At 63.8% G+C, this 26842-nt stretch carries 26 protein-coding genes; 14 read left to right on the top strand and 12 right to left on the bottom strand.

The features are described 5' to 3' along the window. Nucleotides 1-31: 31 nt before the first annotated feature. Together KCN53_RS13635 and KCN53_RS13640 are read left to right on the top strand one after the other, a co-directional pair. On the top strand, nucleotides 32-319 hold the full coding sequence (locus KCN53_RS13635; RefSeq protein WP_088713665.1) for a glycine zipper domain-containing protein: 288 nt from the start codon (nucleotides 32-34) through the stop codon (nucleotides 317-319). 148 nt (nucleotides 320-467) lie between these two features. After that, entirely contained in the window at nucleotides 468-1286 is an 819-nt protein-coding gene (locus KCN53_RS13640; RefSeq protein WP_088713664.1) for a hypothetical protein, read from the top strand. Here KCN53_RS13640 and KCN53_RS13645 read toward each other — a convergent pair. Together KCN53_RS13645 and KCN53_RS13650 are read right to left on the bottom strand one after the other, a co-directional pair. Continuing rightward, nucleotides 1283-1669, bottom strand: coding sequence for a vgr related protein (locus KCN53_RS13645; RefSeq protein WP_224199729.1), 387 nt, complete (start codon nucleotides 1667-1669; stop codon nucleotides 1283-1285). The two genes, KCN53_RS13640 and KCN53_RS13645, sit on opposite strands and share 4 nt — an antisense overlap. An 86-nt stretch (nucleotides 1670-1755) precedes the next feature. Beyond that, entirely contained in the window at nucleotides 1756-2358 is a 603-nt protein-coding gene (locus KCN53_RS13650; protein ID WP_088713662.1) for a copper chaperone PCu(A)C, read from the bottom strand. A 175-nt stretch (nucleotides 2359-2533) separates the two neighbouring features. Between KCN53_RS13650 and dnaK the strand changes: the two genes are divergently transcribed. The 5 genes from dnaK (at nucleotide 2534) to KCN53_RS13675 (ending at nucleotide 8280) form a co-directional block, all read left to right on the top strand. Continuing rightward, the gene (dnaK, locus tag KCN53_RS13655) at nucleotides 2534-4474 is read left to right on the top strand and encodes a molecular chaperone DnaK (RefSeq protein WP_088713661.1); all 1941 of its coding nucleotides are present in this window, start codon (nucleotides 2534-2536) and stop codon (nucleotides 4472-4474) included. 136 nt (nucleotides 4475-4610) lie between these two features. After that, on the top strand, nucleotides 4611-5756 hold the full coding sequence (gene dnaJ / locus KCN53_RS13660) for a molecular chaperone DnaJ (RefSeq protein ID WP_088713660.1): 1146 nt from the start codon (nucleotides 4611-4613) through the stop codon (nucleotides 5754-5756). A gap of 53 nt (nucleotides 5757-5809) precedes the next feature. Continuing rightward, nucleotides 5810-6463: a glutathione S-transferase family protein gene (locus KCN53_RS13665; RefSeq protein ID WP_088713659.1), complete on the top strand. Its 654-nt coding sequence runs from the start codon at nucleotides 5810-5812 to the stop codon at nucleotides 6461-6463. A gap of 75 nt (nucleotides 6464-6538) precedes the next feature. Next, a complete protein-coding gene (locus KCN53_RS13670; RefSeq protein ID WP_088713658.1) occupies nucleotides 6539-7852 on the top strand; it encodes a cytochrome P450 in 1314 nt (437 codons plus the stop codon). Next, nucleotides 7849-8280 (top strand): acyl-CoA thioesterase, encoded by a 432-nt coding sequence (locus KCN53_RS13675; RefSeq protein ID WP_088713657.1) that lies wholly within the window; start codon nucleotides 7849-7851, stop codon nucleotides 8278-8280. Before KCN53_RS13670 ends, KCN53_RS13675 begins: the two co-directional genes overlap by 4 nt. Here KCN53_RS13675 and KCN53_RS13680 read toward each other — a convergent pair. Together KCN53_RS13680 and KCN53_RS13685 are read right to left on the bottom strand one after the other, a co-directional pair. Next, nucleotides 8243-9628, bottom strand: coding sequence for an MATE family efflux transporter (locus KCN53_RS13680; protein ID WP_088713656.1), 1386 nt, complete (start codon nucleotides 9626-9628; stop codon nucleotides 8243-8245). The genes KCN53_RS13675 and KCN53_RS13680 overlap by 38 nt on opposite strands. 12 nt (nucleotides 9629-9640) lie before the next feature. Beyond that, nucleotides 9641-9808, bottom strand: a complete 168-nt coding sequence (locus tag KCN53_RS13685) for a hypothetical protein (RefSeq protein WP_172406328.1) — start codon at nucleotides 9806-9808, stop codon at nucleotides 9641-9643. A 214-nt stretch (nucleotides 9809-10022) separates the two neighbouring features. Between KCN53_RS13685 and KCN53_RS13690 the strand changes: the two genes are divergently transcribed. Then, entirely contained in the window at nucleotides 10023-10856 is an 834-nt protein-coding gene (locus KCN53_RS13690) for a sulfotransferase family protein (protein ID WP_088713655.1), read from the top strand. Nucleotides 10857-10859: 3 nt separating this feature from the next. Here the strand turns inward: KCN53_RS13690 and bioB are convergent, their stop codons facing one another. The 6 genes from bioB to KCN53_RS13720 form a co-directional block, all read right to left on the bottom strand. Continuing rightward, entirely contained in the window at nucleotides 10860-11867 is a 1008-nt protein-coding gene (bioB, locus tag KCN53_RS13695) for a biotin synthase BioB (protein WP_088713654.1), read from the bottom strand. 13 nt (nucleotides 11868-11880) lie between these two features. Further along, entirely contained in the window at nucleotides 11881-12822 is a 942-nt protein-coding gene (locus tag KCN53_RS13700; protein WP_088713653.1) for a DUF808 domain-containing protein, read from the bottom strand. 107 nt (nucleotides 12823-12929) lie between these two features. Continuing rightward, nucleotides 12930-14987 carry a S9 family peptidase gene (locus tag KCN53_RS13705; protein WP_088713652.1) on the bottom strand — a complete coding sequence of 686 codons (2058 nt, stop codon included), beginning with the start codon at nucleotides 14985-14987 and terminating at the stop codon, nucleotides 12930-12932. A 108-nt stretch (nucleotides 14988-15095) separates the two neighbouring features. Next, entirely contained in the window at nucleotides 15096-15920 is an 825-nt protein-coding gene (locus tag KCN53_RS13710) for a methyltransferase domain-containing protein (RefSeq protein WP_172406327.1), read from the bottom strand. After that, a complete protein-coding gene (locus KCN53_RS13715; protein ID WP_172406326.1) occupies nucleotides 15913-16740 on the bottom strand; it encodes a glycine/sarcosine N-methyltransferase in 828 nt (275 codons plus the stop codon). Before KCN53_RS13715 ends, KCN53_RS13710 begins: the two co-directional genes overlap by 8 nt. 171 nt (nucleotides 16741-16911) lie before the next feature. After that, nucleotides 16912-18387: an acyl-CoA carboxylase subunit beta gene (locus KCN53_RS13720; RefSeq protein WP_263435135.1), complete on the bottom strand. Its 1476-nt coding sequence runs from the start codon at nucleotides 18385-18387 to the stop codon at nucleotides 16912-16914. Between the two features lie 148 nt (nucleotides 18388-18535). Here KCN53_RS13720 and KCN53_RS13725 point away from each other — a divergent pair, with 148 nt between their 5' ends. The 5 genes from KCN53_RS13725 (at nucleotide 18536) to KCN53_RS13745 (ending at nucleotide 24957) form a co-directional block, all read left to right on the top strand. Further along, nucleotides 18536-19672 (top strand): deoxyguanosinetriphosphate triphosphohydrolase, encoded by a 1137-nt coding sequence (locus tag KCN53_RS13725; protein ID WP_088713650.1) that lies wholly within the window; start codon nucleotides 18536-18538, stop codon nucleotides 19670-19672. Nucleotides 19673-19770: 98 nt separating this feature from the next. Then, complete coding sequence (argS, locus tag KCN53_RS13730) at nucleotides 19771-21504, top strand: arginine--tRNA ligase (RefSeq protein ID WP_088713649.1); 1734 nt, start codon at nucleotides 19771-19773, stop codon at nucleotides 21502-21504. A gap of 13 nt (nucleotides 21505-21517) precedes the next feature. Then, nucleotides 21518-22318: an SPOR domain-containing protein gene (locus tag KCN53_RS16195; RefSeq protein WP_088713648.1), complete on the top strand. Its 801-nt coding sequence runs from the start codon at nucleotides 21518-21520 to the stop codon at nucleotides 22316-22318. Between the two features lie 10 nt (nucleotides 22319-22328). After that, nucleotides 22329-23363 carry a beta-N-acetylhexosaminidase gene (gene nagZ / locus KCN53_RS13740; protein WP_224199732.1) on the top strand — a complete coding sequence of 345 codons (1035 nt, stop codon included), beginning with the start codon at nucleotides 22329-22331 and terminating at the stop codon, nucleotides 23361-23363. Nucleotides 23364-24150: 787 nt separating this feature from the next. Further along, nucleotides 24151-24957 (top strand): mechanosensitive ion channel family protein, encoded by an 807-nt coding sequence (locus tag KCN53_RS13745; RefSeq protein WP_088713647.1) that lies wholly within the window; start codon nucleotides 24151-24153, stop codon nucleotides 24955-24957. Between the two features lie 26 nt (nucleotides 24958-24983). Here the strand turns inward: KCN53_RS13745 and KCN53_RS13750 are convergent, their stop codons facing one another. Then, a complete protein-coding gene (locus KCN53_RS13750) occupies nucleotides 24984-25601 on the bottom strand; it encodes a TetR/AcrR family transcriptional regulator (protein WP_088713646.1) in 618 nt (205 codons plus the stop codon). Beyond that, nucleotides 25598-25879: a hypothetical protein gene (locus KCN53_RS13755; RefSeq protein WP_224199734.1), complete on the bottom strand. Its 282-nt coding sequence runs from the start codon at nucleotides 25877-25879 to the stop codon at nucleotides 25598-25600. Before KCN53_RS13755 ends, KCN53_RS13750 begins: the two co-directional genes overlap by 4 nt. A gap of 30 nt (nucleotides 25880-25909) precedes the next feature. On the opposite strand from KCN53_RS13755, the gene KCN53_RS13760 reads away from it, so the two are divergent. Next, nucleotides 25910-26824 (top strand): catalase family protein, encoded by a 915-nt coding sequence (locus KCN53_RS13760; protein WP_224199736.1) that lies wholly within the window; start codon nucleotides 25910-25912, stop codon nucleotides 26822-26824. Nucleotides 26825-26842: the final 18 nt, after the last annotated feature.

Below are 26842 nucleotides of genomic sequence, written 5' to 3' on the forward strand. Positions count from 1 at the left end.
CACGGGGACCCCAGAATTCGGAGACCGACCCATGAAAAAGAAGCTTCTCGCCGCCGCCGCGCCGCTTGCCGCCCTGACGATGACTGCGGCCTGTGCCGACAATTATGCCGTCGAGGGAGCCGCCGCCGGCGCTGCCGCCGGCGTCCTTGCCGATGAAACCGGCGTCGTCGACACCGATACAGGAACCGCCGCCGCCGTCGGCGCTGCCGTAGGCGCGGCTGCCGGCTATTTCATCGACAAGGACGATGATTGCGACGGCTATGACGAGGACGGCGATCTGGACAATGACTGCCGCGGATTGCCCGGCTATCCCGACTGATCCTTCACCGGATCGATGACGTGACGAGGGCCGGCTGGAAAGCCGGCCCTTTTCGCATGTAGAGATCGCCCCCTTTTCATCCGAAGGAATTCCGCTACAGTTTGCGGCAGGGCAGGGGACTCGCTTTCTTTCGGAAAGGGGGTCCAAGGTGGGGCTCAGACAGATTTCGGGATGGGTCGCTTTCATTGCGGCCGGATCGCTGTCGACGGTGACGTCGGCAGCCTGCTGGGAGGCGCGCGAAATCGCCTCAGCAGAAGTGCGCTACTATCAGTCGATGCTGATGGTCGGAACGCTGAAATGTCGTACCGGCGACCGTTATATCGAAGAGGACTATAACCGCTTCGTAGATCAGGCACGCGAGGTGCTGGACGATCACAACCGCACGATCCGCGACCGGTTCCTGCGCGACTACGGCCTTTATGACGGCGAGGACATGTACGACCGGTTCACCACCCGGCTGGCGAATGACTTTGCCGCCGGTGCCGACCGGCAGGGGTTCTGCCGCGAGCTCGCCGCCCTGCTGCGCATCAGCGCATCCAGTCACCCGCAGGATGTCGCCGTTCTGGCCCAGGCCGTCGTCGACGACCTGCCGCTACGCGACCCCTTATGCCGAGACGAGGGACGGCACGCATATCGCGAGGCTTCGGCCTGTTTCGAACCCGCGCCGCCGCGTGCGGCCCCACCGCAACCGGCCGCCCCCGCTCCGGTGTCGGCCGACAAGCCGGAAACCGATACGATGTCCGGTCCCGCCGCACCGCTCGACCGCGAGGCGGCCATGGACCGGGCCCTGAAGGCGCTGACAGCCGCGGCCGAAGCGCTACGCGCCGTCCCGCCCGCGCCGCCAGCCAGCGAGGCGCCGGTACGATCCGAGGATGGCGACCCTCCGGCGCGCGAGCCCGCACGTGAGATTGTCATGATCGACGGCATTCCGACCGACCAGAGGCCGATCGTCGGGGCCGCCAACTAGGCATGCCCCGCCGGGAAGGGCAGGACGGCCCGATAGGCGGCGAGGTCCGGCTTTTCGGCGAGGCGGCGCCCCTCGCTGAGGAGGTAGGCATGCCGCACCAGCTCTGCCTGCTGCTCGATGCCGTAGGCGGCAAAGGGTCTGCCGGGTTCGAAGTCGTAGCGGTAGCGGCAGAAGGGATGCCGTTTCAGCGGCAGGAACACGCCGCGCTGGTGTTGCCAGACATGGGTCAGTTCGTGGACGATCAGCCCACGGAGCCATAGCGCCTCACCGGAATAATCCCGTCGCCACAGGCCGCCGTTCGGGTGGAACCAGATATTCCCGTCCGGTGCCATGACGGCCCGGGCGGGATGAAGGAACCAGTATTTCCCCAGGCGGAAACGCATCGAGGAGAGGTCGAGTGCATCGCCGAAAACCCGCGCGGCGAGCTGGCGCTCGCCTGCGGTGGGCGGCCTCTCCTCGACGATCCTGCCTATTGTTCGGCGTCCCCGTCCGTGTTGGCGGTCGCGGCACCGGTCTCCTGCTCCATACCGGTCATGTCTTCCGCCGGTTCCATGGCCATGCCGCCGGCCAAGCCATCGATCCGCGCTTCAACGCTTTGCTGGCCGGCCATGTCGAAGACGAGCGTGACCGGGACGCTGTCCATCGTTTCCATGATGTCGGGAACGTCGAAGACCATGCCATGATATCCGCCCCGTTCGAAGGTCACGGTTCCGCGCGGCTCTATGGGGATCTCGTCAAGCTGCTCCATGCGCATCGTGCCGCCCTCTCCGGCGACCGTGTTGTGCATTTCCACGCGCGCGCTGTCGATCAGGATGTCGGTCAGGCGGTCCGGTTCGGACCCGCCCATGATCGTGCCGTACAGTACGGCAGGGCGGCCCTCGACCACCGGCAGCAGCAGTTCGAAACCGCTGGCGGTGACATCGCTTTCGATGTCGAGCGGCCCATCGGCCTGCGCTGCATCTAGCGTGGCGGGCGTTTCATCCTGCACGAGGTCCGTATCCTCTACAGGCTCGCCCGAACAAGCGGGGAGCAGGGCTAGCAGCGACGCTGCGGCGATCGCATTGAATCTCATCGGTAAGGCTCCTTCATCTGCTGGCAGCTATCCGGAAAGTCGGGCGGTCCCGCCCTTGTATGGAAAAATACGTCTTCTTACATCGCGTTTCGTCCGGGCGGGGTTCCGCGGCTTCTGAAAGAGCGGAGCGCGCCCGCCGTCATTGTTTTGCTTGAGAGAAGAACAGAGGAAACACATGGCAAAAGTCATTGGTATCGACCTGGGAACCACCAACAGCTGCGTGGCCGTCATGGAAGGCAGCGACCCGAAGGTCATCGAGAATTCAGAGGGCGCGCGCACGACGCCGTCCATGGTCGCGTTCACCAAGGATAACGAGCGCCTCGTCGGCCAGCCGGCCAAGCGCCAGGCGGTGACGAACCCCGACAATACGCTGTTTGCGATCAAGCGCCTGATCGGGCGCCGCTTCGAGGATCCGACCACCAAGAAGGACAAGGACCTCGTTCCCTACAATATCGTGTCCGGCCCGAATGGCGACGCCTGGGTCGAAGCGGGCGGCGAGAAGTACAGCCCGTCGCAGATTTCCGCCTTCATCCTGCAGAAGATGAAGGAAACCGCCGAGAGCTATCTGGGCGAAGACGTGACGCAGGCCGTCATCACTGTCCCGGCCTATTTCAACGACGCCCAGCGCCAGGCGACGAAGGATGCGGGCAAGATCGCCGGCCTGGAAGTGCTGCGCATCATCAACGAGCCCACCGCAGCCGCGCTGGCCTATGGTCTCGACAAGGACGCGAACAAGACCATCGCCGTCTATGACCTTGGCGGCGGCACGTTCGACGTCTCCATCTTGGAACTGGGCGACGGCGTCTTCGAAGTGAAGTCGACGAACGGCGACACCTTCCTGGGCGGCGAGGATTTCGACGCCCGTATCGTCGAGCACCTGGCCGAGGGTTTCAAGAAGGACGAGGGTATCGACCTGACCAAGGACCGCCTGGCCCTCCAGCGCCTGAAGGAGGCCGCGGAAAAGGCGAAGATCGAGCTGAGCTCGGCCCAGTCCACCGAAGTGAACCTGCCCTTCATCACTGCCGACCAGAACGGTCCGAAGCACCTGGTGAAGACGCTGAGCCGCTCCGACCTCGAAAAGCTGGTAGGCGACCTCGTCGACCGCACGATGGAGCCTTGTAAGGCCGCGCTGAAGGATGCCGGCATCGACAAGGGCGAAGTGGATGAGATCATCCTCGTCGGCGGCATGACCCGCATGCCGCTGGTGCGCGAGAAGGTGAAGAGCTTCTTCGGCAAGGACCCGTCGACGGGCGTCAATCCCGACGAGGTCGTCGCGATGGGTGCGGCTATTCAGGCCGGCGTGCTGCAGGGCGATGTGAAGGACGTGCTTCTTCTCGACGTGACGCCGCTGTCGCTCGGCATCGAGACGCTGGGCGGGGTCATGACGAAGATGATCGACCGCAACACGACGATCCCGACCAAGAAGAGCCAGGTCTACTCGACCGCGGAAGACAACCAGAATGCGGTGACGATCCGCGTCTTCCAGGGCGAACGCGAAATGGCGCAGGACAACAAGCTGCTCGGCCAGTTCGACCTGGTGGGCATCCCGCCCGCCCCGCGTGGTGTGCCGCAGATCGAGGTCACCTTCGACATCGACGCGAACGGCATCGTCAACGTCAGCGCGAAGGACAAGGGAACCGGCAAGGAACAGCAGATCCGCATCCAGTCGTCGGGCGGCCTGAGCGAAGCCGACATCGAAGGCATGGTGAAGGACGCCGAGAAGTTCGCCGAGGAGGACAAGAAGCGCCGCGCCCGCGCCGAAGCGAAGAACCAGGCGGACAGCCTCGTCCATTCGACCGAGAAGCAGCTCGAGGAGCATGGCGACAAGGTCGATGCGTCGGTGAAGTCCGACATCGAGGCGAAGCTGGCCGACCTGAAGTCCGAGCTGGAGAAGGACGATCCCGACGCCGACGCGCTGAAGGCGAAGTCCGAGGCGCTGGCGCAGGTCGCCATGCAGCTTGGCCAGGCCATCTATGAGGCCGAGCAGGCCGCTGGCGGTGCCGAAGCCGGGGCCGACGCCGGCACTGCCGAGACCGGCACCGCGGACAGCGACGACGATGTGGTCGACGCCGAGTTCTCCGAGGTCAACGACGACGACGGTAACAAGGCGGCGTAGGATGAGAGACGGGCGGAGGCGGACGGTTGTCCGGTTCCGCCCCTCCTTTCGCCTGCGTGCCCGCGCACATGACGTGCCGATTATGACGCGTCGATGCCGCGCAGCCGACATTCTGGGGGAAACTGAGGCGTAACCTATGGTCGAGGCCGACTATTACGAGATCCTGGGGGTCAGCCGCGATGCAGACGGCGGCGCCCTGAAATCCGCCTATCGCAAGCTGGCGATGAAATATCATCCGGACCGCAATCCGGGCGATGCCGAGGCCGAGCAGCGCTTCAAGGCCTGCGCCGAGGCCTATGATGTCCTGAAGGACCCGCAGAAGCGCGCGGCCTATGACCGCTACGGCAAGTCCGCCTTCGAGCAGGGAGGCGGCGGCGCACGCGGAGGCGGACAGGGCTTCGGCGACTTTTCCGATATTTTCGACAATATCTTTTCCGAATTCATGGGCGGTGCGGGCGGCGGCGGGCGCCGGCAGCAGCGCAGCCGGGCGGTGCGCGGCGGCGACCTGCGCTTCGACCTCGAACTCTCGCTCGAAGAAGCGTTCAGCGGCTGCGAGAAGACCATCGAGATCGACGTGGCGGCCAAGTGCGAGTCCTGCGACGGAACCGGCGCCGAACCCGGCGCGACGGTCGAGGCCTGCCCGACCTGCCAGGGCATGGGCCAGGTTCGCGTGCAGCAGGGCATGTTCCTGATCGAGCGTGCCTGCCCGCAATGCCATGGCGCGGGACGCGTGACGTCCGCCGTCTGCCATGACTGCCTGGGCGCGGGGCGCGTCGACAGGGAAAAGCAGCTCCGCGTGAAGATACCGGCGGGCGTCGACCATGGCACGCGAATCCGCATGTCCGGAGAAGGCGAGGCGGGCGCGCGCGGCGGACCGCCGGGCGACCTGTATATTTTCGTCCACCTTCTGCCGCACGAGATCTTCGAGCGCGACGGGACGAACCTGCGCGTGACCGTTCCGGTCTGCATCACCGAAGCGGCGCTGGGCGGCGAAATCGACGTGCCGAGCATCGAGGGCGAGATGATCTCGATGAAGATTTCTGCCGGCACGCAGTCCGGCGCGGAATTCCGCAGACGCGGACGCGGCATGCCGGGCCTCAGCAGTTCCGGCCGCGGCGACCTGATCGTCGAGGTGGACGTCGAGACACCGACGCGCCTCTCGAAGCGGCAGAAGGAGCTGCTGGAAGAGTTCCGCGGGCTGGAGGCCGAGCGCCCGTCGAGCCCGCGCTCTGCCGGCTTCTTCTCGAAGATCAGAAACAAGTGGGACGAACTGGCCGGTTAGAACCCGCGCGCCCCGCCTGCTAGCCACGCGGCGAATCTGGGGAGAGTCGACCAATGAAGCTGTTTGGCGCCACGCTTAGCCCGTTCGTCCGCAAGACGGCGGCGTTCCTGAACGAGAAGGGGCTGAACTGGGACCATGCCCCCATTGGCCTCGGGTCGCAGGACGAGGAATTCCTGGAATGCTCGCCCTTCGGCAAGATACCGGGGTTTCGCGACGGCGAGGTCAAACTGTCCGATTCCACCGCTATCTGCGTCTATCTGGATGCCGCCTATCCCGAGCCGCGCCTGATCCCCGAACGCGCCGAAGACCGCGCGAGGGCGATCTGGTGGGACGAGATTGCCGATACCGTGCTGGTGGCCGGCGTGGGCAAGATGTTCTTCAACTTGGTCGTCGCCCCGCGCTTCCTGAAACAGAAGGGCGATGAGGGAGTCGCCGAGGAAGGCCGCGGCGAGGTCATGAAATTCATGGAATTCTTCGAGGCGCGCGCCCCTGAACCCGGAAGCTTTCTGGTCGGCGGCGCTCTCACCCTCGCCGACATTTCGATGGCCAGTCCCTTCGTGAATGTCGAACATGTCGGGGTCGCCATCCCGGACAGTCTGTCCCGGACGAGGGCGTGGGTCGCAGCGATGCACGAGCGGGAGAGCTTCGCCGCGATGGTTGCGGCAGAGCGCAAGATCATGGCCGGCGAATTCGGAGTGAAGGGCTGATCCTGTTATATTCGGGGACAGCCAGCCGGCATCCTGGCCGCTAGAGTTCCCCGCGAATATTGGGGAGGCACTTCGATGGCCGACAATCCGTTTCCGGGCTTTTCTACCGACGGTATCGACAACAGGCTGGTGAATCCGGATGTCATGGCGCAGCCCGATGACATCCATGACGTGTACCGCCGTCTGCGCGCGGAAGACCCCGTGCACTGGGCCGAGCCCACCGGCTTTCGCCCTTTCTGGGCGATTACCAAGCATGACGACATCAAGGCGATCGGGAAGGCGAACGAGACCTTCACCAATTCGCAGCGTACCTATCTCGCGCCCGCCGAGAATGAAGAGCATATGCTGCAGATGACCGGCGACACGCACCTGTTTCGCACGCTGGTCGACCTGGACGATCCGCTACATCGGCATATCCGCGCCGTGACGAACGAATGGTTCAAACCGGGAAGCCTGAAAAAGACCGAGGACTCGATCCGCGAGATCGCCCGCGACCACGTCGAACGCATGGCGAGTCTGGGCGGCGAATGCGACTTCGTGAACGAGGTGGCGCTGTTTTATCCGCTGCGCGTGGTGATGAAGATCCTGGGCATTCCGCCCGAAGACGAGCTGATGATGCTCCAAATGACGCAGGAGACGTTCGGCGCTGCCGATCCGGACGTCGTGGCGCGGTCGCAGCGCATCACGTCCGGCGGCACGGGAACGATGGCGACGTCGGGCGAACAGGCCGTCGATCTGATCGCTCTGGCGCAAAGCTTCTTCGAATATTTCGGTAAGGTGATCGCGGATCGTAAGCAGAACCCGCGCGACGACGTCGCCACGGTGATCGCCAATGCGGAAATCGAAGGCGAGCCGATGGATCTGCACCATCAGCTCAGCTATTTCGTCATCGTGGCGACGGCGGGCCACGACACGACGTCGAGCTCCACATCGGGCGGCCTGTTGCAGCTGATCCGCAACCCCGAACAGCTCCAGAAGCTGAAAGACGAGCCGAAGCTGATGATGCAGGCCGTCGAAGAGATGATCCGGTGGGAAACGCCGGTGAAGCACTTCATGCGCACCTGCCAGGAAGATTTCGAGCTGCGCGGCCGCACGATCAGGAAAGGTGACGGGGTCTGCCTGTTCTACTGGTCGGGTAACCGCGACGAGGATGTTTTCGAGGATCCCTACCGCTTCGACGTGGAGCGACGGCCCAATCAGCAGATCGCGTTCGGGTTCGGTGTGCATCAATGTCTCGGGCTGCATCTGGCGCGCCTGGAGATGCGCGTCCTGTTTGAAGAACTGGTGCCCCGCCTGAAGCACATCGAACTTGCAGGGGATCCTGCCTGGACGCGCTCCAACTTCGTCTCCGGCCTGAAACGCCTGCCCATTCGCTACGAGATGTCGTGAGAACCGACCCGGCGCGCCGGGAGCGCGAGACTTACCCTTTCGGTTTCGAGATGCACGTCCGCTTCGCGGACATGGATGTGAACGCACATCTGAACAATGTCGCCTTCGCTCGCTTCTTCGAGGAAGGACGGGTGCGGTTGCATCATTCCCTTGGCGGGAAACAGAAGCTGGCGTTCCGGCCGATCGTCGCGAGCATCACGGTGGACTTTCTGGCCGAAGGAAGCTGGCCGGAGCCCGTCGAAGTGCGCGGCGGCATCGTCCGCTTCGGGCGGACCAGCTATGTCGTGGGGCAGGGCCTGTTCCAGGGTGGCCGCTGCATCGGTCTGTCCGAGACCGTTATGGTCAACAAGGCAGAGGACGGTCCCGGCGGCGCGCCGCTGCCCGAAAGCCTCACGCGGCCTCTGGAAGCGCTGCGGCTGAGCGCGTGATCCACCAGAACCGGCTGATGAGAAAGGCTGCGGCGAGAATGCTGACGCCGCACATGACCCAGACCAGTCCGACAACGCCGTAACCCAGTTCCAGCCCGAACCACCAGGCGGCGGGAAGCATCACCAGATTGTAGCTGATGAAGTGGGTCAGAGTGGGCATCCAGTTGTCGTCGGCTGCTCGCAGCGACGCGGCCGTTACCACCTGCAGCCCGTCGACGGGGAAAAAGAAACAGGCCGCGAGGAGCGCCGGAACGACAAGCGCCAGCAGTTCGGGATCGGTGGTATAGGCGCCGGCCCAGAGTTGCGGCACGAAGGCAATGACCGCCGCGAGGCCGAGAAGGAAGATGAAGGTGGCGCCCACACCGAGTATTCCAGAACTGCGTATGCCCTCCACATCGCCCCGGCCATAATATTTGCCGACGAAAACGGCGGTCGCGCTCGACATGCCGAGCGGTATCATGAAGACGAGCGCCGCCAGGTTGAACGTGATGGAGAAGGCCGCGACGCTGAGCGCGCCCATAAGCCCGGCAATCAGCGTCGTGCCGGCGAACCCGCCGGATTCAACGAAATAGGAGGCGGCAGTCGCCCAGCCGACCCGCATCATGCGCCCCCAATAGGTGGACCAGGAGGCGGCCTTTCGAACCAGGAATACGCCGAGCGAGCGCGCCTCGGGCCAGGCTAGGATCACGAAGATGAGCGCGATGGCGTAAACCGAGCGCGAGAAGAAGGTCGTCCAGGCGCTGGCAACCGCCCCGTCCACGGCAAAGGGACTGGTGCCCGGTACCAGCCAGATGTTCAGCGCGAGGTTCACCATATTGGCAAGAAGCATGAGGTACATGCCCGGCTTGGGCCGTTCCAGCGCTTCGAGCCAGAAGCTGCACACGATGCTGACCAGATAAGGCGTCATCGACAGCGACAGGATTACCACGACCTCCGACGCACCTGCCGCAAGCGCAGGATCATGGCCGAGCAGCCGAAATAGCGGCGGTGTGCCCGCGATCAGGACCGCTGTCGCCAGCAGTCCGACGAGGAGGCTAAGCAGAAGTCCACGCTGCAGGACGGCGCCAGCCTCGATGCGCCGATCCTCGCCGACAAGCTGCGCAGTGAGCACTTGGACCCCCATCAAAAGGCCGACGCCGGTCGTCACCACCACACCGGTCGGCCCCCAGCCGAGGGCCTGGTATCCGAGCTCCTCCGCCGAATAGCGACCGACAACGATCGCGTCCGTCACGCCCATGCACATGATGCCGAGGCGCGAGAGCACCACGGGCCACGCCAGCGTCCAGAGTGCAGCGAGGGTTGGCGGTCCCTTGGGCAGGGCCGCATTCGAGGCGGTCGAATCCAGCAAAGCCGCGCAGGACTAGTGAGCCGGGGCCAGCTTGGCGAGCAGCTTTGCCAGTCCATTGACAACGCGTGGCTTTTTACCGGTTCCGGCAAGTCCGCCAGTGGCGACTCGCGCTGATCCCTGGCCAAGGCGCACGAAATGGCGCCGGCCCAGCTCGTCGCGGTCGATCAGAAAATCCTTCACTTCACTGCTCCCTGTTTTTCGGTTGGGGAGCCAGTCTTGTGCAACCTCAACCGCAGTCGAGCTCAAGACTGATCGCGGCGGAAATCTTCGATCAGTGTGATCGCCCGAAGCGCAGGGGTTCGGGGCGCATGACGTGGCGGGTCTTGCTATTGGCGCGCTACTGCGGCGGGATGGTCGGTCGCTAGTGTGCAGAAAAGGGGGCGGACAAGGCGTCATGGCGGAAGGCAGTCTGAACGAACGTCCGCTGGGCATTCGCTTGTATCTGGCGGCAAAGCGGGTCGTGCCGCGGCCTTTCGGCCGGCGTCCGCCAGTTACTGTCTTCGTGACGGGCACGCCGCGCTCGGGAACGAATATGCTGATGTACGCACTCGACCGAACCTTTCAGACCACCGCCCTGCACGAAACCGATCCGCGCGCCTACGAGGATTTCGCGCTGAGAGACCTCGGTACGATCCGCGCTTTGCGGGATTCCACGCGCGGCAGCTACATGATCGTGAAATGCCTGATGGAAGGCGAACGGCTGACCGACATGACGCGTGCGCTGGCGCCTGCACGGGGCATTTGGCTGACGCGCCACGTCGATGCGATGGTGCGCAGCCACCAGAAGAGCTTCCCCGGAAATCGCGAAGCTATCGACGAGATCGTCGCGGACCGGTCTGCAGGCGTGTGGCGGGCGCGGGGCATGAGCGAGGAGACCCATGAGCTTCTCCGCTCCGCCTATCGTCCGGGATTGAGCGACGAGAACGCTGCTGCGCTGTTCTGGTGGCAGCGCAACCGCCTGGTCTTCGACCAGCGGCTGCCGGACCGGCCGGACATGGCGATCCTCGACTATGACCGGCTGACCGAGAATCCGCACGGCACCGGACGAGCGCTCGCCGCGCGGTTGGGCCTGCCCTATTCGCGCTTCATGTACTCGGGCATCGTCGCCCGCGCGCCCGGGGTGCGACGCGAGGTGCCGCTGGCACCGCACATACGTGAGCTTTGCGAGGAGATGTGGGCGCGGATCGGCGCCTGCGCGCTACGGCCCTCCGCAGACGATGCGGCCTAGGCCTCAGGCGAGTTCCATTTCGTCCGGGTCCATCGCGCTGAGGCCGAACTCCGCGAGTAGCGCGGCGTCGCTGTCTTCGCCGGCATTGGGTGCGGTCAGCAGCGTGTCGCCGGTAAAGATCGAATTGGCGCCGGCGAAGAAGCACATCGCCTGAAGCTCACGCGACATGCTTTCGCGGCCGGCCGACAGGCGTACGACCGAAGCGGGCATGGTAAGGCGGCAGGTGGCAATGGCGCGCACGAACTCGATGCCGTCGATTTCCTCGTAGCGGCCCTCGATCAGAGCATCGCCGCGCGGCGTACCCTTGACGGGAACGAGGGCGTTGACCGGGACGGACTTCGGGTGCGCGGGCAGGGTGGCGAGCGCATGGATGAGGCCGACGCGGTCGACACGTTCCTCGCCCATGCCGACGATACCGCCGCAGCAGACGTTCATGCCGGCGTCGCGAACCTTCTCCAATGTATCGAGCCGGTCGGCATAGGTGCGCGTGGAAATGATCTCGCCATAATGCTCGGGTGAGGTGTCGAGATTGTGGTTGTAATAGTCGAGCCCGGCGTCGGCGAGCTTCTGTGCCTGCTCGTCTGACAGCATGCCGAGCGTCATGCAGGTTTCCAGGCCGAGCGACTTTACGCCGGCGACCATCTCGCACACGGCGTCGGTGTCGCGGTCCTTCAGGTCGCGCCAGGCGGCGCCCATGCAAAAACGCGATGCGCCGCCCTCCTTTGCCTTTCGGGCGGCAGCGATGACGGCGTCTGCGCGCATCAGCTTCTCAGCCTTGACGCCCGACTTCGCGAAGGCGGACTGGGAGCAGTAGCCGCAATCCTCCGGGCAGCCGCCTGTCTTGATCGACAGCAGCTGGCAGGCCTGCACGCCGTTCGCGCGGAAGAAACGGCGATGGGAAAGCTGCGCGTCGAGCAGCAGGTCCATCAGCGGCCGCTCGTAGATTTCGGCGATCTCCTCGCGGGTCCAGTCGGTCCGGACGGCTTCGCGCAGCGGCGTTTCGATGTTCATCAATCTTGCTCCGTCAATGGCCGCCGTGCGGCAGCACCTTGTGGACTATGGGCGCGAGGACGGCCCCGACGAGGACCCCTAGCAGGCCGGACAGGACGGCGAAAACCAGCCAGTCGACAAACCCGTGAATTCCCGCAGGGGCGGCGGCAACGAGCGGGTGCGCTGCGGCCTCTACCAGATGCTCGGGTCCGTGCCAGCCGAGCTCGGCGGTGTTGTGGACGAGAAGGCCGCCGCCGACCCAGGCCATGGCGAGGGTGCCGATGATGGAAATGGCGCTGAGGAGCGTCGGCATCAGCCGCACTAGGCTGCGCCCGAAAGAGGCAAGGGCGCCGTCGTGATTCTTGGCCAGCGCGAGGCCGGCGTCGTCCATCTTCACGATCAGCGCGACCGCGCCGTAGATCCCTGCGGTGATGACGATGGCGATCAGGCCGAGAATTAGGATTTGCTGCCACCAGGGGGAGTCGGTCACTTCGGACAGCGAAATGGCCATGATTTCGGCGGAGAGGATAAGGTCGGTGCGGATGGCGCCCGACACCATCTCCTTCTCGCGCTTGGCCGGCGCCATGACGGCGGGCTCCTCATGCTTGTTCGTCTCATCGACCTTGAACAGCTCGAGCACCTTTTCCGCGGCTTCATAGCTGAGGAACAGGCCGCCGAGGAGCAGGATGACCGGGATGAGGAAGGGGGCGAACTGGCCCAGAAGGACCGCGGCAGGCAGGAGGATGAGCAGCTTGTTCTTGAACGACCCGCGCGCGATCTTCGCGATCATCGGGAGTTCGCGCGAGGGGTCGAAGCCGGTGACGTAGCGCGGCGTCACGGCCGCATCGTCGATGACCACGCCCGCCGCCTTCGTGCCGGCGCGCGACGCGGCGGCCCCTACGTCGTCGATCGAGGCAGCCGCCACCTTGGCAATGGCCGCGACGTCGTCGAGAAGTGCTACAAGGCCAGTTGCCATGACATGGGGTCCCGGAAGAACGGAAAGGGGCGAAGACCGCAGGGTGCGATCCTCGCCCGCTTTATCCGATTGGGAGCCGGCAGCAACCGTTGCTGGCTGCCGCGGGGCTATTCGCCGCCGGTCGTGCTTTCCAGGCCTTCGACAAATTCGGCGCCGGCGAGAATCTCCGCCGAGCTGCCCTCAAAGGCGTCGTCGATGGGCTGCACGCGGCCGCCCAGACACTGGCCGAGGAAGCCCTCCATGGCCGCGAAGAAGCTGAGCCGGTTTGCCGGTTCTTGGAAGCCGTGCCCCTCGTCGGGATAGTTGATGTAGGTCACGGGCAGCTCCTTCTGCTGCATCGCCTCGACGATCTGGTCGCTTTCGATCTTCGTGACGCGCGGGTCGTTGCCGCCCTGTCCGATCAGCAGCGGCACCCTGATCTGGTCAGCGCGTGTGAGCGGCGAACGGGCGGTCATGTCTTCGCGTTCGGCCGGGTCAGCGGGATCACCGATATGCTTGATGAAAGTGCCGTCGAGTACGGGCTTCCAATAATCCGGGAAGCTTTCGATCAGGGTTACGAGGTTCGACGGGCCGACGATGTCGACGCCGCAGGCGAACTTGTCGGGGGTGAAGGTCACGCCGACTAGCGTGGCGTAGCCGCCGTAGGAGCCGCCGCCGATGGCGACCTTGTCGGGCTGGGCGATGCCTTCTTCGATGGCCCAGTCGACGGCGTCGATCAGGTCGTCGTGCATCTTCCCCGACCATTCGCCGATGGCCTTGTTGACATGCTCCTTACCGAAGCCGGTCGAGCCGCGGTAATTCACGCTGAGCACGGCGTAGCCGCGGTTCGCCATCCACTGGTGGACGGTGTTGTAGCCATATTCGTCGCGCGCCCAGGGGCCGCCATGGACCCAGAGCAGCGTCGGCAGCGCCCCATCGGGTCGTCCGTCGCCGTCTTCATCGCTGCCCGGCGGCAGAGTCAGATAGGAAACGAGGGTCAGGCCGTCGCGGGACTCGATCTCAAGCGGATGCATCGGCTGCAGCGGCGCATCGGCCAGTTCCGGGCGCGTGGTGAACATCTCGGTCAGCTCGCCGTTATCGCGGTCGTAGAGCATGTAGGTCCCCGGCTTTTCGGCAGCGTCGTCGATGACCACCCATTTGCGGTTGTCGTCCGTTGTCGACACAATCTGGAGATTGCCGGTAGCCTGGCTTTCGAGGCGCTCCAGATCGTCGGCAACACTCTCGTCGAGAGCGGTCCAGCCCGCCTTCAGATAGTTCATCTCATAGGCAAGCGGCGCATGCGTCGTGGGATGGAACAGCACGTTCGAGATATCGGACTCGCCCGGCTCAGCGATCATCGAGGTCTCGCCCGTATCGAGGTCGAGGGTCACGAGCGCCGCCTTGTCGCGATCCCGGCTGTCGAGCATGTAGACGTCGGTCCCGGCCTTGTTGAAGCCGACCGCGCCCGAGGTGAGGAAGTCCTCGCTCGGGAATGTGACGAGCGGCTCGGACGCCGGTGCGCCGTCCTCTCCGATGGCGTAGAGTTCTGCCCCGCCCCCTGCCGTCGGCGCGAAGCCGAGGCGCGGGGTCAGCTGGTGGTCGACGGTGACTTCGGCAAAGCCCGGGTTTTCGAACGCCAAAGTGCGCTCCCCGGTGCGATAATCGACCAGATACATGTCGAACAGTTGCGGATTGCGGTCGTTGAGGCCGACGAGAATCTCTCCAGGCCGCTCGTTGCTGACAGCCTGCACGACGGCGCGGACATTGTCGTCAACCGGCGTCAGGTCCCGGGTTTCGGCGGTCTGAACATTCGTCGCATAAATATGGAAATTCTCGTTCCCGCCCTTGTCCTGCTGCGTCAGGATATACTGGCTGTCGGGCGTCCAGGAATGGTTCGCGATGCCTCGCTCGTCGTCGTCGGTGACGGGCCGGGCAGCCGAGGGATCGGACGCCGGAGCGACCCAGACGTTCATGATGCCGTCGCGCGGGGCGAGCCAACTTAGCCATTCGCCATCGGGCGAGATGCGGCCCTGCGATTTCGTCGGATTTCCGAGCAGGGCCTCGCGGGGGATCATCTCGGCGTCCATCGCTGCGGCATGCTGGGCGGTCGCCGGACCTGCAAGGGTCGCGGACAGGGCAATCAGGCTGGCGGCAGAAACAGCGCTGCCGGTATGGTTCAGGAACATCGATAACTCCCCACTTCTGTAATAATGGGGAGGGCTTAGCGTATCTGTATTACCTGATCAATACACCTGCCCCGGGGCGCGGGTCGGAAGGACCGGCCCTTAGGCGTGCTACGCGGCCTTGCGGTAGTGCATGATGCCCCAGGCGAGCTTGCCGTCCGCGGCGCCGTCCACCCACAGCTTCAGGCCGGAGAGCATGCGATCGACGAACTCCGGGTCGAGCGGCAGTTCGTCCCGGCGGGCCTCGAGCTCTTCGCGCACACGGCCATAGTGGCGGCCAAGTTGGGCGGGCATCTTCTCCACCTCGACCGGTTCGAACCCGCGCGCCGTCAGCGCCTCGTCGTAGAAGGCGAAGGAGGCGAGATCGGGCAGATGGATGCGATCGTAGATCGGCTGAAGCGCAGCCGCGTCTTCGAGGCGGTCGGCCTGCATGGGATCGGTGAAGATGAACTCGCCGCCCGGTTTCAGCACGCGCGCCACTTCGTCGAGAACCGCATCGCGGTCGGGGGCATGCAGGATCGCATCCTGGCTCCACGCGACGTCGAAACTTGCGGTGTCGCAGGGGATATCGTCGAAGCTTCCGTCGATGATCCTTACCCGGTCGTCGAGACCGGCCTTTGCGGTCAGCTCGCGGTTCCGCCTGTTTTCCACCTCGGCGATGTTGATGCAGGTGACATCGGCGTCATGCTCGCCGGCGAGGACGCGCGCCGCGCCACCATAGCCGGATCCCAGATCGACCACTTTTTTTCCGGCGACCGGAAGAATTTTGCCGAGCATGCGGTCGACGGTCTGGCGGCTGGCAGTGCGGATATCGCGAACGTCGTCGTAAAGGCCGACGTGGATGTCTTCGCCGCCCCAGACGGCACTATAGAATGCGTCCGCATCGGGACTGTCATAATAGGTCTTCGCGGCGTTTTCCGTCTGCGACTCACTCATCGTCGAGCTTCTCCGCCACATGAATGAAGAAGTCTGGCCGGCTTTCCTCTCCGTCTTCCATGAAGTCCCCGTAGGTCTGAACCTTCTGGAACCCGGCCTCGCGCAGCAGCCCGCGCGTGTAGTTCTTGCGCAGCGGGAACATGTTCAGGTTGTGCTTGGACCCGTCGGGGAAGGTATATTCAAAGCGGGCGAGTCCGTCGTCCACATGAACGGGAACAGCCGTTACCTGATCGCCGCAGTAGTAATATTTGTGTTTCGTCTGGAATTTCTTACTGTCGAGGATGGCGTCGTAATTCCGCTGGTCGATGATGAGAACGCCGTCATGTTTCAGGGCGGCATAAAACTCGGCGAGCGCCCGCCTTCTGTCGGCCTCTTCGAACAGGTGCGTAAAGCTGTTGCCGAGACAGATGATGGCATCATATTTTCCGTGCACGTCCCGGTTGAGGTAGCGCCAATCGGCATGCACCGTTTTCAACATTACGTCATGTTCGACTGCATTTTGAAAGGCTTTCGCGAGCATTTCGGCAGATCCGTCAGCTGAGGTGACTGCAAATCCGGCCTTCGCGAGCTGGATGGAATGAAATCCCGTTCCCGTGGCAACATCGAGAACCGAATCCTTCCCGCGCCCTTTCAGGATATCGATGAAAAAGCGCCCCTCGCTGTCAGCGCGCTGGTTCCAGTCGATCAACTCGTCCCACTTGTCGACGAAACCCCGGATATATTCCGAGACATATTTGTCGGACGTTCGGACCCCCGTTGGGTCTTCGCCATAATCCTGCGTGGATTCCGGACGAAAAGTCTTGTCGGCCTGGTCGGTCATGGTCCCCCGCGCCAATAGAGTCTCTGAAAATTTCACGAGACGGGAAGGCTACGGAAGGATCGTACCAAAACCAAGCCTTGATCCAGTTTAATTTCGAAAGGCTGACTCAAGGCGCGGTATTGGCGAACAATTTTCCCACCAGTTTACACAAATGTTACGGGAATTATTCGGTCAGAGCGGAATATTGTCGTGTTTCTTCCACGGATTTGCCAATTCCTTCGTGCGTAGCTTTCGCAGGCCGACGGCAATGCGCCGACGAGTCGAATGTGGCATGATCACCTCGTCGATAAAGCCCTTCGACGCGGCCACGAACGGATTGGCGAAGCGGTCCTCATATTCCTTGGTCCGTTCGGCGATCTGTTCCTCCGACTGATTGCGGAAAATGATCTCCACCGCGCCCTTCGCGCCCATCACGGCAATTTCTGCTGTCGGCCATGCATAGTTTAGGTCGCCGCGCAGATGCTTCGACGCCATCACGTCATAGGCTCCGCCATAGGCCTTCCGTGTGATGCAGGTGATCTTCGGGACCGTCGCCTCGGCATAGGCGAAGAGCAGCTTCGCGCCGTGCTTGATGATGCCGTTATGTTCCTGCGCCACGCCGGGCAGGAAGCCGGGCACGTCGACGAAGGTGACGATGGGAATGTTGAAGGCGTCGCAGAACCGAACGAAGCGTCCACCCTTCTTCGCCGACGAAATATCGAGGACGCCCGCCTGCACCAGCGGCTGGTTGGCAACGAAGCCGACGGTCTGTCCCTCGACACGGCCGAAGCCGGTGATGATATTGGCCGCGTGCTTCGGCTGCAGTTCGAAAAAGCTGCCCTCGTCCGACACCTTCCGGATCAATTCGTGCATGTCGTAGGGCTTGTTCGCACTGTCCGGGATCAGCGTGTCCAGGCTTTCGTCATTCTCGAGGCCCTGGTGGGTAGGCAGGACCGGCGGGGTCTCGCGGTTCGACAACGGAAGATAGTCGACGAAGTCGCGCGTTCTCAGCAGCGCCTCGACATCGTTTTCAAGGGCGAGGTCGGCGACGCCCGACTTGGTCGTATGCGTGGACGCGCCGCCCAGTTCCTCCTGCGTCACAACCTCGTTGGTCACCGTCTTCACGACGTCCGGACCGGTAACGAACATGTAGCTGGAATCCTTCACCATGAAGATGAAGTCCGTCATGGCCGGCGAGTAGACCGCACCGCCCGCGCATGGACCCATGATCAGGCTGATCTGCGGAACGACCCCGGAGGCGAGGACATTGCGCTGGAACACCTCGGCATAGCCGCCGAGCGAGGCAACGCCCTCCTGGATGCGGGCGCCGCCGGAATCGTTGAGGCCGATGACCGGCGCGCCGACCTTCATGGCCATGTCCATGACCTTGCAGATTTTCTCCGCATGCCGTTCGGAGAGGGCTCCGCCGAATACCGTGAAGTCCTGGCTGAACACATAAACGAGGCGTCCGTTGATCGTGCCTGAGCCGGTGACCACGCCGTCGCCGGGAATGTGCTGCTCGTCCATGCCGAAGTCGGTACAGTTATGCTCGACGAACATGTCATATTCCTCGAACGAGCCCGGATCGAGGAGGACATCGAGCCGTTCGCGCGCGGTCAGCTTGCCCTTGGCATGCTGACTGTCGATCCGGCGCTGCCCGCCGCCCATGCGCGCGCGTTCGCGCTTTTCTTCCAGCTGTTCCAGAATGGCCTGCACGGCGCCCTCTCCCTCAAAGATCTTTCAAACTCACAGCGCGCTTAGCAGCGCGAAAACGCGGCTGTCACCCTATGAGGACCGCCTGTATAGGCGCGGCACCATGTCTCTAGCTTCCTATGCGAGCGATCCGTCCCAATCCCGGGGGCGGAAATATGCCGAAGAGCCGTCGGCCTTGCGCGATGCCTTCGACCGCGACCGCGACCGGATCGTGCATTCCGCCGCCTTTCGCCGCCTGAAACACAAGACGCAGGTCTTCGTCATGCCGGACGGCGATCATTACCGGACGCGCCTGACGCACAGCCTGGAAGTCGCACAGATCGGCAGGGTCCTGGCGCGCGCGCTCGGGGTTCACGAGGGACTGACCGAGGCAATCTGCCTGGCTCACGATCTTGGCCACCCTCCCTTCGGCCATGAGGGGGAAGCCGCCCTAGCCGATGCGGTGCGCGAGGCGGGCGGGTTCGATCACAATGGGCACACGCTGCGCATCTTAACCGTGCTGGAACGATCCTATGCCCGCCATCCCGGCCTGAACCTCAGCTGGGAAGTGCTGGAGGGGCTGGCGAAGCACAACGGCCCGGTCGAAAGCGCGGGATGGGCGCTTGCCGAAGCGGACCGCGAGCATGATCTCGACTTGGCGACGCATAGCGGCCTCGAGGCGCAGGTCGCCGCCATCGCCGACGATATCGCCTATGACAATCACGACTTCGAGGACGGCCTGCGGGCGCAGATGTTCGGCCTGGAAGCCGCGATCGACGTGCGTTTCGTGCGCGACAATTTCCGTATGGTGCAGCAGCGCTATCCCGATGCGCCGCGGGATATCGTGATTGCGGAAATGAAGCGCCGGCAGATCGGCCTGATGGTCGAGGACGTACTCGCCGAGACACGCCGCCGGCTCGCGGACCTAAACCCGCGCTCGGTCGAGGATGTGCGCTCAGCCCAGCGGCAGATCGTGGCCTTTTCGGAAGGCATGTACGCTGAAGAGCGCGAGATGAAGCGCTTCCTTTATGCCAGCATGTACCATCACCCGGGCGCCGCGAGCGCGCGTGAAGCGGCGCGCGCGACGATCTCGGAGATCCACGAGGAAATCTCCCGCGATCCCAAGCGCCTGCCGAAGGAATGGGAGCGGGCGATGCCTGCGGATGAGCCCGACCGGTCGCGTCACATCGCCGACTTCATCGCCGGCATGACCGACCGCTTCGCCCAGCGTTTCCTGCACGAATTGCAGCTGACGCCGTGATCGCTTTTGAAAAGCGCGGCAGGGCGCGGTAACAGGCGGATCGATTGTACCGCCCCGCGGTGCGCGCCGTCCCAGACCCGGAACTGAAACCACCTCTCTTGCAGACCATTTTCGACATCTACGCCGCTGAAGTGAACCGTGCGATCGACGCCCTTGTGGCGGCGGGCACCGTCCCGGCCGACGCCAACCGCAAGCCCGTGACGCTGGAGCCGCCGCGCGACCCCACACATGGCGACCTCTCGACCAATGCCGCCATGGTACTTGCGAAGCCCGCGAAGACCAACCCGCGAGCCCTCGCCGAGGCGTTGAAGCAGGAACTGGCCGCTGCGCCTCATGTCGAGGCGGTGGAGATCGCCGGACCGGGCTTTCTCAACCTGCGGCTGGCCGAACCGGCCTGGATTGCGGAACTCGCGCGGATCGGCGAGGCGGGCGCCCACTATGGGCGCAGCAGCTTTGGCGAGGGTGTGCGCGCGAACATCGAATATGTTTCCGCCAATCCCACCGGCCCGATGCATATGGGGCATTGCCGCGGCGCCGTGGTGGGCGATGCGCTGGCGACGCTGCTGGAATTTACCGGACACGACGTCATTCGCGAATATTATGTCAACGATGCGGGCGGGCAGGTGGACGTGCTCGCGCGCTCGGCGCACCTGCGCTATCTGGAGGCGCTGGGCGAGGACATCGGCGAGATCCCCGAGGGGCTCTACCCCGGCGACTATCTGAAGCCCGTCGGCGACGCGCTTGCCCGAGAGTATGGCGACGAGTTGCGCAATGCCCCGGAGGCCGACTGGCTGCCGACCTTTCGCCGGAAAGCGGTGGACGCGATGCTGGAACTTATCCGCACCGACCTCGGCAAGCTGGGCATCCACCACGACCTGTTCTCATCGGAATACGACCTGCAGCGGTCGGGTGCGGTCGACCGGGCCGAAGCGCGGCTGCGGGAGATGGGGCACGTCTACGAGGGCGTTCTGGAGCCGCCGAAGGGCGAGCTTCCCGACGACTGGGAGCCCGTCGAGCTGACCCTGTTCCGGGCCAGCGAGTTCGGCGACGATGTCGACCGGCCGCTGAAGAAGTCAGACGGCAGCTGGACCTATTTCGGCGCCGATGCGGCCTATCACCTGCAAAAGGCGGAGCAGGCGGACCTGCTGATCGACATCTGGGGCGCCGACCATGCGGGGACGGTAAAGCGCATTAAGGCCGCCGTCGAAGCGCTGACGGGTGGCAAGGTCCCGCTCGACGTTCTGCTGGTGCAGATGGTGCGGCTGTTCCGGGCCGGCGAACCGGTGAAAATGTCGAAGCGGTCGGGCAATTTCGTGACGCTCGCCGAGGTTGTGGACGAAGTCGGCAAGGACGCGGTGCGCTTCATGATGCTGTCACGGCGGGCCGACGCGCCGCTCGATTTCGACTTTGCGAAGGTCAAGGAACAGTCGAAGGACAACCCTGTCTTCTACGTCCAATATGCCCATGCGCGAATCCAGTCGATGCTGCGCCGCGCGGAGGCCGAGGGCTTGGCCCCCGCGCCCCCGGAGGACTGTGCAGGCCATTTCGACGAGACCGACCAGGCGCTCCTGCAACTGGCGGCGCAGCTGCCGCGCATCGTGCGCCTTGCCGCCGAAGCGCACGAGCCCCACCGGGTGGCCTTCTTCCTGGAAAGTCTCGCGGCGGCGTTCCATGCCAATTACAATCGCGGCAATGACGATCCGGCTCTGCGCGTCGTGCGGCCGGAGGACGCGGCGAGGTCGAACGCCAGGCTGGCGCTGAACCGCGCAGTCGGCCAAGTAATTGCGAACGGTCTGGGCTTGATGGGGGTCGAGCCTGCCCACGAAATGTAAGGAGCAGGGCCAGGTGGCGGACGGGGTCAGGGATGAGAGCGAGTTCGAGGAGGAGCCTGGGGAAGGGCTTCCCTGGCTCGAACCGACAGAGCTGGAACTGGATGAACGGGGAGGGCTGGTGTCCCGCCGCGCCGTCCTCATTGTGGCAGGAAGCGTGGTGGCGATTGTCGCTGCGCTGTTCCTGTTCGCGGCCCTGTTCGGCGGCGACGACATCGAGGTGCCGGATGGAGAGGTACCGCTTGTTCGCGCCCCGGAAGGGCCGTTCAAGGTCGAGCCGAAGGACAGGGGCGGCCTGGTCGTCTCCGAAAGCGAGCGCATGACGAGCGCGGTCGCGAGCGGCGAGGACCTCCCCTCGGACGTGGCGACCGACCGCTTGCCCGAAGTCGCGGTTCCTGTGGTCCCGCCGGCCGGCGAAGATGCCGATGCTCCGCCGCGGGACCTGCTCGCAGAAGCGGAGGAGGACGCAGCCCGGCGGGATGCAGCCGGGGGGGACGCTCCGCGCACACCTGCTTCCGACGAAGGCGCCGCTTCGGACAGTGACACCGGCGAAGAGCCGGTTTCCGAGCGGTCGTCCGGCGGTGGCCAGACAATTCAGCTCGGCGCCTTTTCTTCTCAGTCGCGCGCCAGGGATGTGTGGGAGACGTTCACGGGGCGCTATTCCTATCTTGCTCCGCTCTCGATGGTGCTGCAGCCGGTCGAAGTGAACGGCACGACACTCTACCGGCTGCGCGCGACAATCCCGGATGGCGGGGCCGGCGCCGACGAGATTTGCAACCGGCTGAAGCTTGCCGGCGAACAGTGCGTCGTCGTTTGAGGCGGCGCGGATGAACCCACCGCTTGCCGGCCTGCGGCCGCTGGTCCTTGGATTTGCGGGACCCGAACTGACCCCGGACGAAGAAGCTCTGTTCGGCCGCTTTCCGCCGGCCGGCTTCATCCTGTTCGACCGGAACATCGGTTCGCCCCGGCAACTGCGTATGCTGACGGACCGTCTTCGCGCGCTGACAGGGCGGCCGGACGTTCCCATACTGATCGACCAGGAGGGAGGCCGGGTACAGCGACTGGGTCCACCGCACTGGCCCGAGCACCCGCCAGCGCGGCCATTTGGCGAGCTGTACAGGGAGGGGCCGATTGCCGCCCTCGACGCGGCGCGCTTCCACGGACGCGCCATCGCTGCCGATCTCGCCGCGGCCGGGATCAATGTCGACTGCCTGCCGGTGCTCGATGTCCGCGATCCGGAGGGTCACGACATTATCGGCGACCGCAGCTTCGACGCGGATCCTTCGGCGGTCGCGTCGCTCGGCGCGGCGCTGCTGACCGGCCTGCGCGAGGAAGGCGTCTGCGGGATCGTAAAGCATATTCCCGGCCACGGCCGAGCGCGGGCCGACAGTCATCGCGAGTTGCCGGTCGTGAATGCGCCGCGAGAGGACCTTGCGCGGGATTTCCTGCCCTTCCTGCGCCTGGCGGACGCACCGATGGCGATGACCGCGCATGTCCTATACGCCGCGCTGGACGAGGCCCGCTGCGCCTCCCTGTCGCCGGTCGTGATCGGCGACGTGATCCGCGGCGAGCTTGCCTTCGATGGCTTCCTGCTGTGCGACGACTTGGCGATGAAGGCACTGACCGGACCGCTACAGGATCGCCTGGAGGGCGTGCTCGCCGCCGGGTGCGACGCCGCCTTGCACTGTACCGGTATCTTCGCGGAAAATGAGACGCTTCTTTCCGCTGCACCTGTCATGGCCGAGCGATCCCGCGAACGGCTGGAGGCGGCAATGAACTGGGCCGAGGTGCCTGCCGCCGATATGTCGGCCGAGGAGTGGGCACGGCGCCGGGACGACTTGCTCGGCCTTCTGGCGCGCTGATCTGAACTGTTGAGAGCCCCGGGTTGGAGCGGTGAGGGGAAGCCAATAGGCTTGCCAAGAATCTGAATTCAGATCATTTTTCGAAATAAGCAAAACTAAAGGCCCCCAATCTGGCCCCCAGCGCTCCGCGCTTCTGTGGAAAAAGGCGAGACTTTGGGAGACCATCGTGCCTTTGTTGAAGGCTGGCATCTAGCACTTCGGGCGATGGTTGTCATGACCAGTGGCAGCAACTCACAGGCGAGCAGGGCGCCGCCAAGGCACATCGATGCAGCCGAGATTTCGCGGATCACAAGCAACTCGCACCCTAAATAGAAAATGCCTTGCCAATCCAATACCTTAAAACAGGGTGAGTTGTCTGCGGATCAGCGCAAACCCGCTCAACTCGCAGGCGGGTGACTTTCGCCCAAACCACATTTATTAATATAAAACAACGGCTTGTGACCCGAATTCGCGGGGTAGGGTGTGCTCACGTTTCAAGTTACGATGGAGAGTCCAGAAAAGCGAGACAAGGTGCTTGCGGGGCAACGCATCGCTTACAGTTGGATTTGCAGCCTCGCTGGCGTTTGAGGCTGCTTGTGGGCCTATTGTGTTGAAAAACTCGGCCTGACCCGATCCACAGCCGATTTTCCGTAATAATGATTCAACGGGAGAAGGCGTCTTGAGGTAATGATGCAGGCATGATCTCTTATGAGTTTTAATATTTCCCGCCGAAGGTGCCTGCGGAGTTTTTCAACACAATAGGCTGTGGTCGGACGCTGCGCCGATCTCGATCGTCGCGCGTCAGGTCGTGCTGCGCTATCTCGGCATTGCAGCGTGGATCGTGTTCCTGTGGTTCCTGTTCCGCCTGGTCGATGCGCTCGTCCGGTGGCTGTCGCTGCGTATGACGCGGCGCGCGCGGTACCAGAGCGCGTCTGTCATCGTCTTTGCCCGCCGGGTTATCAAGGCCGGACTGTTGGTCTTGGGGGCGCTCGGCATCCTCGACACGCTCGGCTTCGATGTCACCGCTGGTGTGGCGGCGCTCGGCATCGGCGGTCTGGTCTTGGCGCTGGGTGCACAGAAGACGGTCGAGAACGTGGTCGGCACCGTATCCGTGCTGGCCGACCGGCCGGTGCAGGTCGGGGATGTGTGCAAGGTCGGCGATGTGCTCGGCACGATTGAGGATATCGGGATGCGGTCGACCCGGATCAGGACGCTGGAACGAACCGTCGTCACGATCCCCAATGGCGATTTTTCCTCACGCCAGATCGAAAACTATACCAAGCGCGAACGTTTCCTCTTCAACGAGACGATCGGCCTCGAATACGCCTTGGATGCGGCCAAGCTGCGTGAAGGGATTGGCCTGATAGAAGAGGCGCTCGCACAGAACGAGCACATCGCCCCGGAGCCGCGCCGGGCGACATTACGTTATTTTGCAACGGACTCGCTGGCGATCGAAACCTTTGCCTACATCATGACCGCCGATTTCGACGAAAGCCTGAGAATCCGCAACGATCTCATGCTCGACATCTACGAGCGATTGGAACAGGCAGGCATCGGGTTCGCCTTCCCGACACAGACCCTTTACCTGCGCAAGGACGAAACCGGGCAAAGGTGACGCGATATGGTGGCGGTCACGCAACGCTATCCGGCTGACGGTTCGCCGAACATGATCTGCCTGAAGACCTTCACGTAATTTTCTTCCGGCTGGGTGCCGTCGCCCGATCGCAAGACCGCGGTATGCCAGAGTATGAGCAAGGTTTCGGTGATGACATCGGCGGGCAAGCGGAGTGGCTGCCCAAACTGGGCGGCCAGGCCTTCGATCAGAACCCGGAACTGGGCCGTTACACGCGCCTCCGCAGCCTTGTACTGCGCGCGGAATTCCGGGTTGCGAAAGGCATAGAGCTGCAATTCCAGCGCCAGCGCCGCCCAGGCCTGGCGATCGGGGATGTCGGCTAGCCACGCAGCAAGCGTTTGCATGGCCTGGTCGATATCGGCTTCCGGGATCGAGGCGGCGAGGTCTTCCAGTCGGTCCCGCTGTTCGGCCAAGTGACCTTCCATGACTTCGAGCAGCAGCAACTCCTTGCTCTCGAAGTTCGAATAAAAGGCGCCTTGCGTAAATCCGGCGTCGGCGCAGAGCTGGCGCACGGAAAGTGCCGGGATGGAATGGGCGATCATCAGCCGCTCGGCCGATTCGATCAGCTTGGCGCGTGTTTCCGCCTGGCTTTGCCGACGCGATTTGGTGGTGGTTTCGCCGCTCATGGTGCTCGATCCGTCTCAAAAGTCCTGATTTTCGGAACCAAATTTTCAGATATCACTTGATATTTCAAATGCCCGGTCAGAGGATCGGTTTCCCGTCGATCCTTTTCAGCAGGCAAAACAGGCAGGAGTTGTTGCCCATGCAGCCCATACGGTTCACCCCCGATGTCGAGCAAGTCGATCCCAACGAACAGCGGCTGACGCGCGAGATCGTCGAACAGATGAATGCGACGGCGCGCAACGCGTTCGAACGGCATCGGCACGCCCATCGCGATGCCCATGCGAAATCGCACGCGATCCTTAAGGGTAGCATGACCGTGCACGACGGTCTGTCGGCTGAGCTTGCGCAGGGCATCTTCGCTTCTCCGAAGACCTACGAGGTCGTCGCGCGGCTTTCGTCCGCGCCGGGCGATATCCATTCGGACGAGGTTCCGGCCCCGCGCGGTTTCGCGATCAAGGTGATCGGCGTTCCGGGTGACCGGCTTTCGCCCGACATCGGTGGCGAGAACCAGGATTTCCTGATGGTGAATTTCCCGGTGCTCGCCTTCGGCACGATCCCGAAATACAAGCAGATGCTGGGTCTGCTCGAAAAGAACGCGCATGCGCCCGATTTCTTCCAACGCCTCGTTGCCGGCGTGGCGCGCGGCGCGAAGGATGCGGTGGAAGCGGTGGGCAAGGTGCCGAGCGCGACGCTCGAGGGGTTGGCGCGCGACAACAATCATCCTCTCGGCGAAACCTATCATACGCAGGCCGCTGTCCGGTTCGGCGACCATGTCGCCAAACTGTCGCTCGCCCCGAAATCCCAATCCGTGCGCGATTTGACCGGTCGGGATCTCGAAGACGTCCAATATTCGACCATGCGCGACGTAATCGGCGATTTTTTCCGCGCGAACGGCACCGAATATGAATTGCGCGCGCAGCTCTGCACCGATCTCGAAACGATGCCGGTGGAAGATGCTGCCGTGTTGTGGGAAGAGGAAAAGTCTCCCCATCGTGCCATCGCCACGCTGCGCTTCGACAGCCAGGACCCCTACAGCCCGCCACGCCAAGTTTTCGGCGACGATGTGCTGTCGTTCAATCCATGGAACGGCGTCGAGGCGCATCGCCCGCTGGGCGGCATCATGCGCATTCGCCGCGCGGCCTACGAACGGTCCAGCACCTATCGTCACACTCAGAACGATCGCCCGCGCATAGAGCCGCAGGCCCTGTCCGACATTCCCGATTGACCACCAAGCGCAAAAGGA

Origin of the sequence: Pacificimonas aurantium (genome assembly GCF_020092905.1) — a bacterium.
In the GTDB taxonomy this organism is placed as follows: Bacteria; Pseudomonadota; Alphaproteobacteria; order Sphingomonadales; family Sphingomonadaceae; genus Pacificimonas; species Pacificimonas aurantium.

Coding starts and splice junctions, on each gene's coding strand:
- KCN53_RS13635 (WP_088713665.1), top strand. CDS start 32: ATGAAAAAGAAGCTTCTCGCCGCCGCCGCGCCGCTTGCCGCCCTGACG.
- KCN53_RS13645 (WP_224199729.1), bottom strand. CDS start 1,669: ATGCGTTTCCGCCTGGGGAAATACTGGTTCCTTCATCCCGCCCGGGCC.
- KCN53_RS13650 (WP_088713662.1), bottom strand. CDS start 2,358: ATGAGATTCAATGCGATCGCCGCAGCGTCGCTGCTAGCCCTGCTCCCC.
- dnaK (WP_088713661.1), top strand. CDS start 2,534: ATGGCAAAAGTCATTGGTATCGACCTGGGAACCACCAACAGCTGCGTG.
- dnaJ (WP_088713660.1), top strand. CDS start 4,611: ATGGTCGAGGCCGACTATTACGAGATCCTGGGGGTCAGCCGCGATGCA.
- KCN53_RS13665 (WP_088713659.1), top strand. CDS start 5,810: ATGAAGCTGTTTGGCGCCACGCTTAGCCCGTTCGTCCGCAAGACGGCG.
- KCN53_RS13670 (WP_088713658.1), top strand. CDS start 6,539: ATGGCCGACAATCCGTTTCCGGGCTTTTCTACCGACGGTATCGACAAC.
- KCN53_RS13690 (WP_088713655.1), top strand. CDS start 10,023: ATGGCGGAAGGCAGTCTGAACGAACGTCCGCTGGGCATTCGCTTGTAT.
- bioB (WP_088713654.1), bottom strand. CDS start 11,867: ATGAACATCGAAACGCCGCTGCGCGAAGCCGTCCGGACCGACTGGACC.
- KCN53_RS13700 (WP_088713653.1), bottom strand. CDS start 12,822: ATGGCAACTGGCCTTGTAGCACTTCTCGACGACGTCGCGGCCATTGCC.
- KCN53_RS13705 (WP_088713652.1), bottom strand. CDS start 14,987: ATGTTCCTGAACCATACCGGCAGCGCTGTTTCTGCCGCCAGCCTGATT.
- KCN53_RS13710 (WP_172406327.1), bottom strand. CDS start 15,920: ATGAGTGAGTCGCAGACGGAAAACGCCGCGAAGACCTATTATGACAGT.
- KCN53_RS13715 (WP_172406326.1), bottom strand. CDS start 16,740: ATGACCGACCAGGCCGACAAGACTTTTCGTCCGGAATCCACGCAGGAT.
- KCN53_RS13720 (WP_263435135.1), bottom strand. CDS start 18,387: ATGGGCGGCGGGCAGCGCCGGATCGACAGTCAGCATGCCAAGGGCAAG.
- KCN53_RS13725 (WP_088713650.1), top strand. CDS start 18,536: ATGTCTCTAGCTTCCTATGCGAGCGATCCGTCCCAATCCCGGGGGCGG.
- nagZ (WP_224199732.1), top strand. CDS start 22,329: ATGAACCCACCGCTTGCCGGCCTGCGGCCGCTGGTCCTTGGATTTGCG.
- KCN53_RS13750 (WP_088713646.1), bottom strand. CDS start 25,601: ATGAGCGGCGAAACCACCACCAAATCGCGTCGGCAAAGCCAGGCGGAA.
- KCN53_RS13755 (WP_224199734.1), bottom strand. CDS start 25,879: ATGGGCATCGCGATGGGCGTGCCGATGCCGTTCGAACGCGTTGCGCGC.
- KCN53_RS13760 (WP_224199736.1), top strand. CDS start 25,910: ATGACCGTGCACGACGGTCTGTCGGCTGAGCTTGCGCAGGGCATCTTC.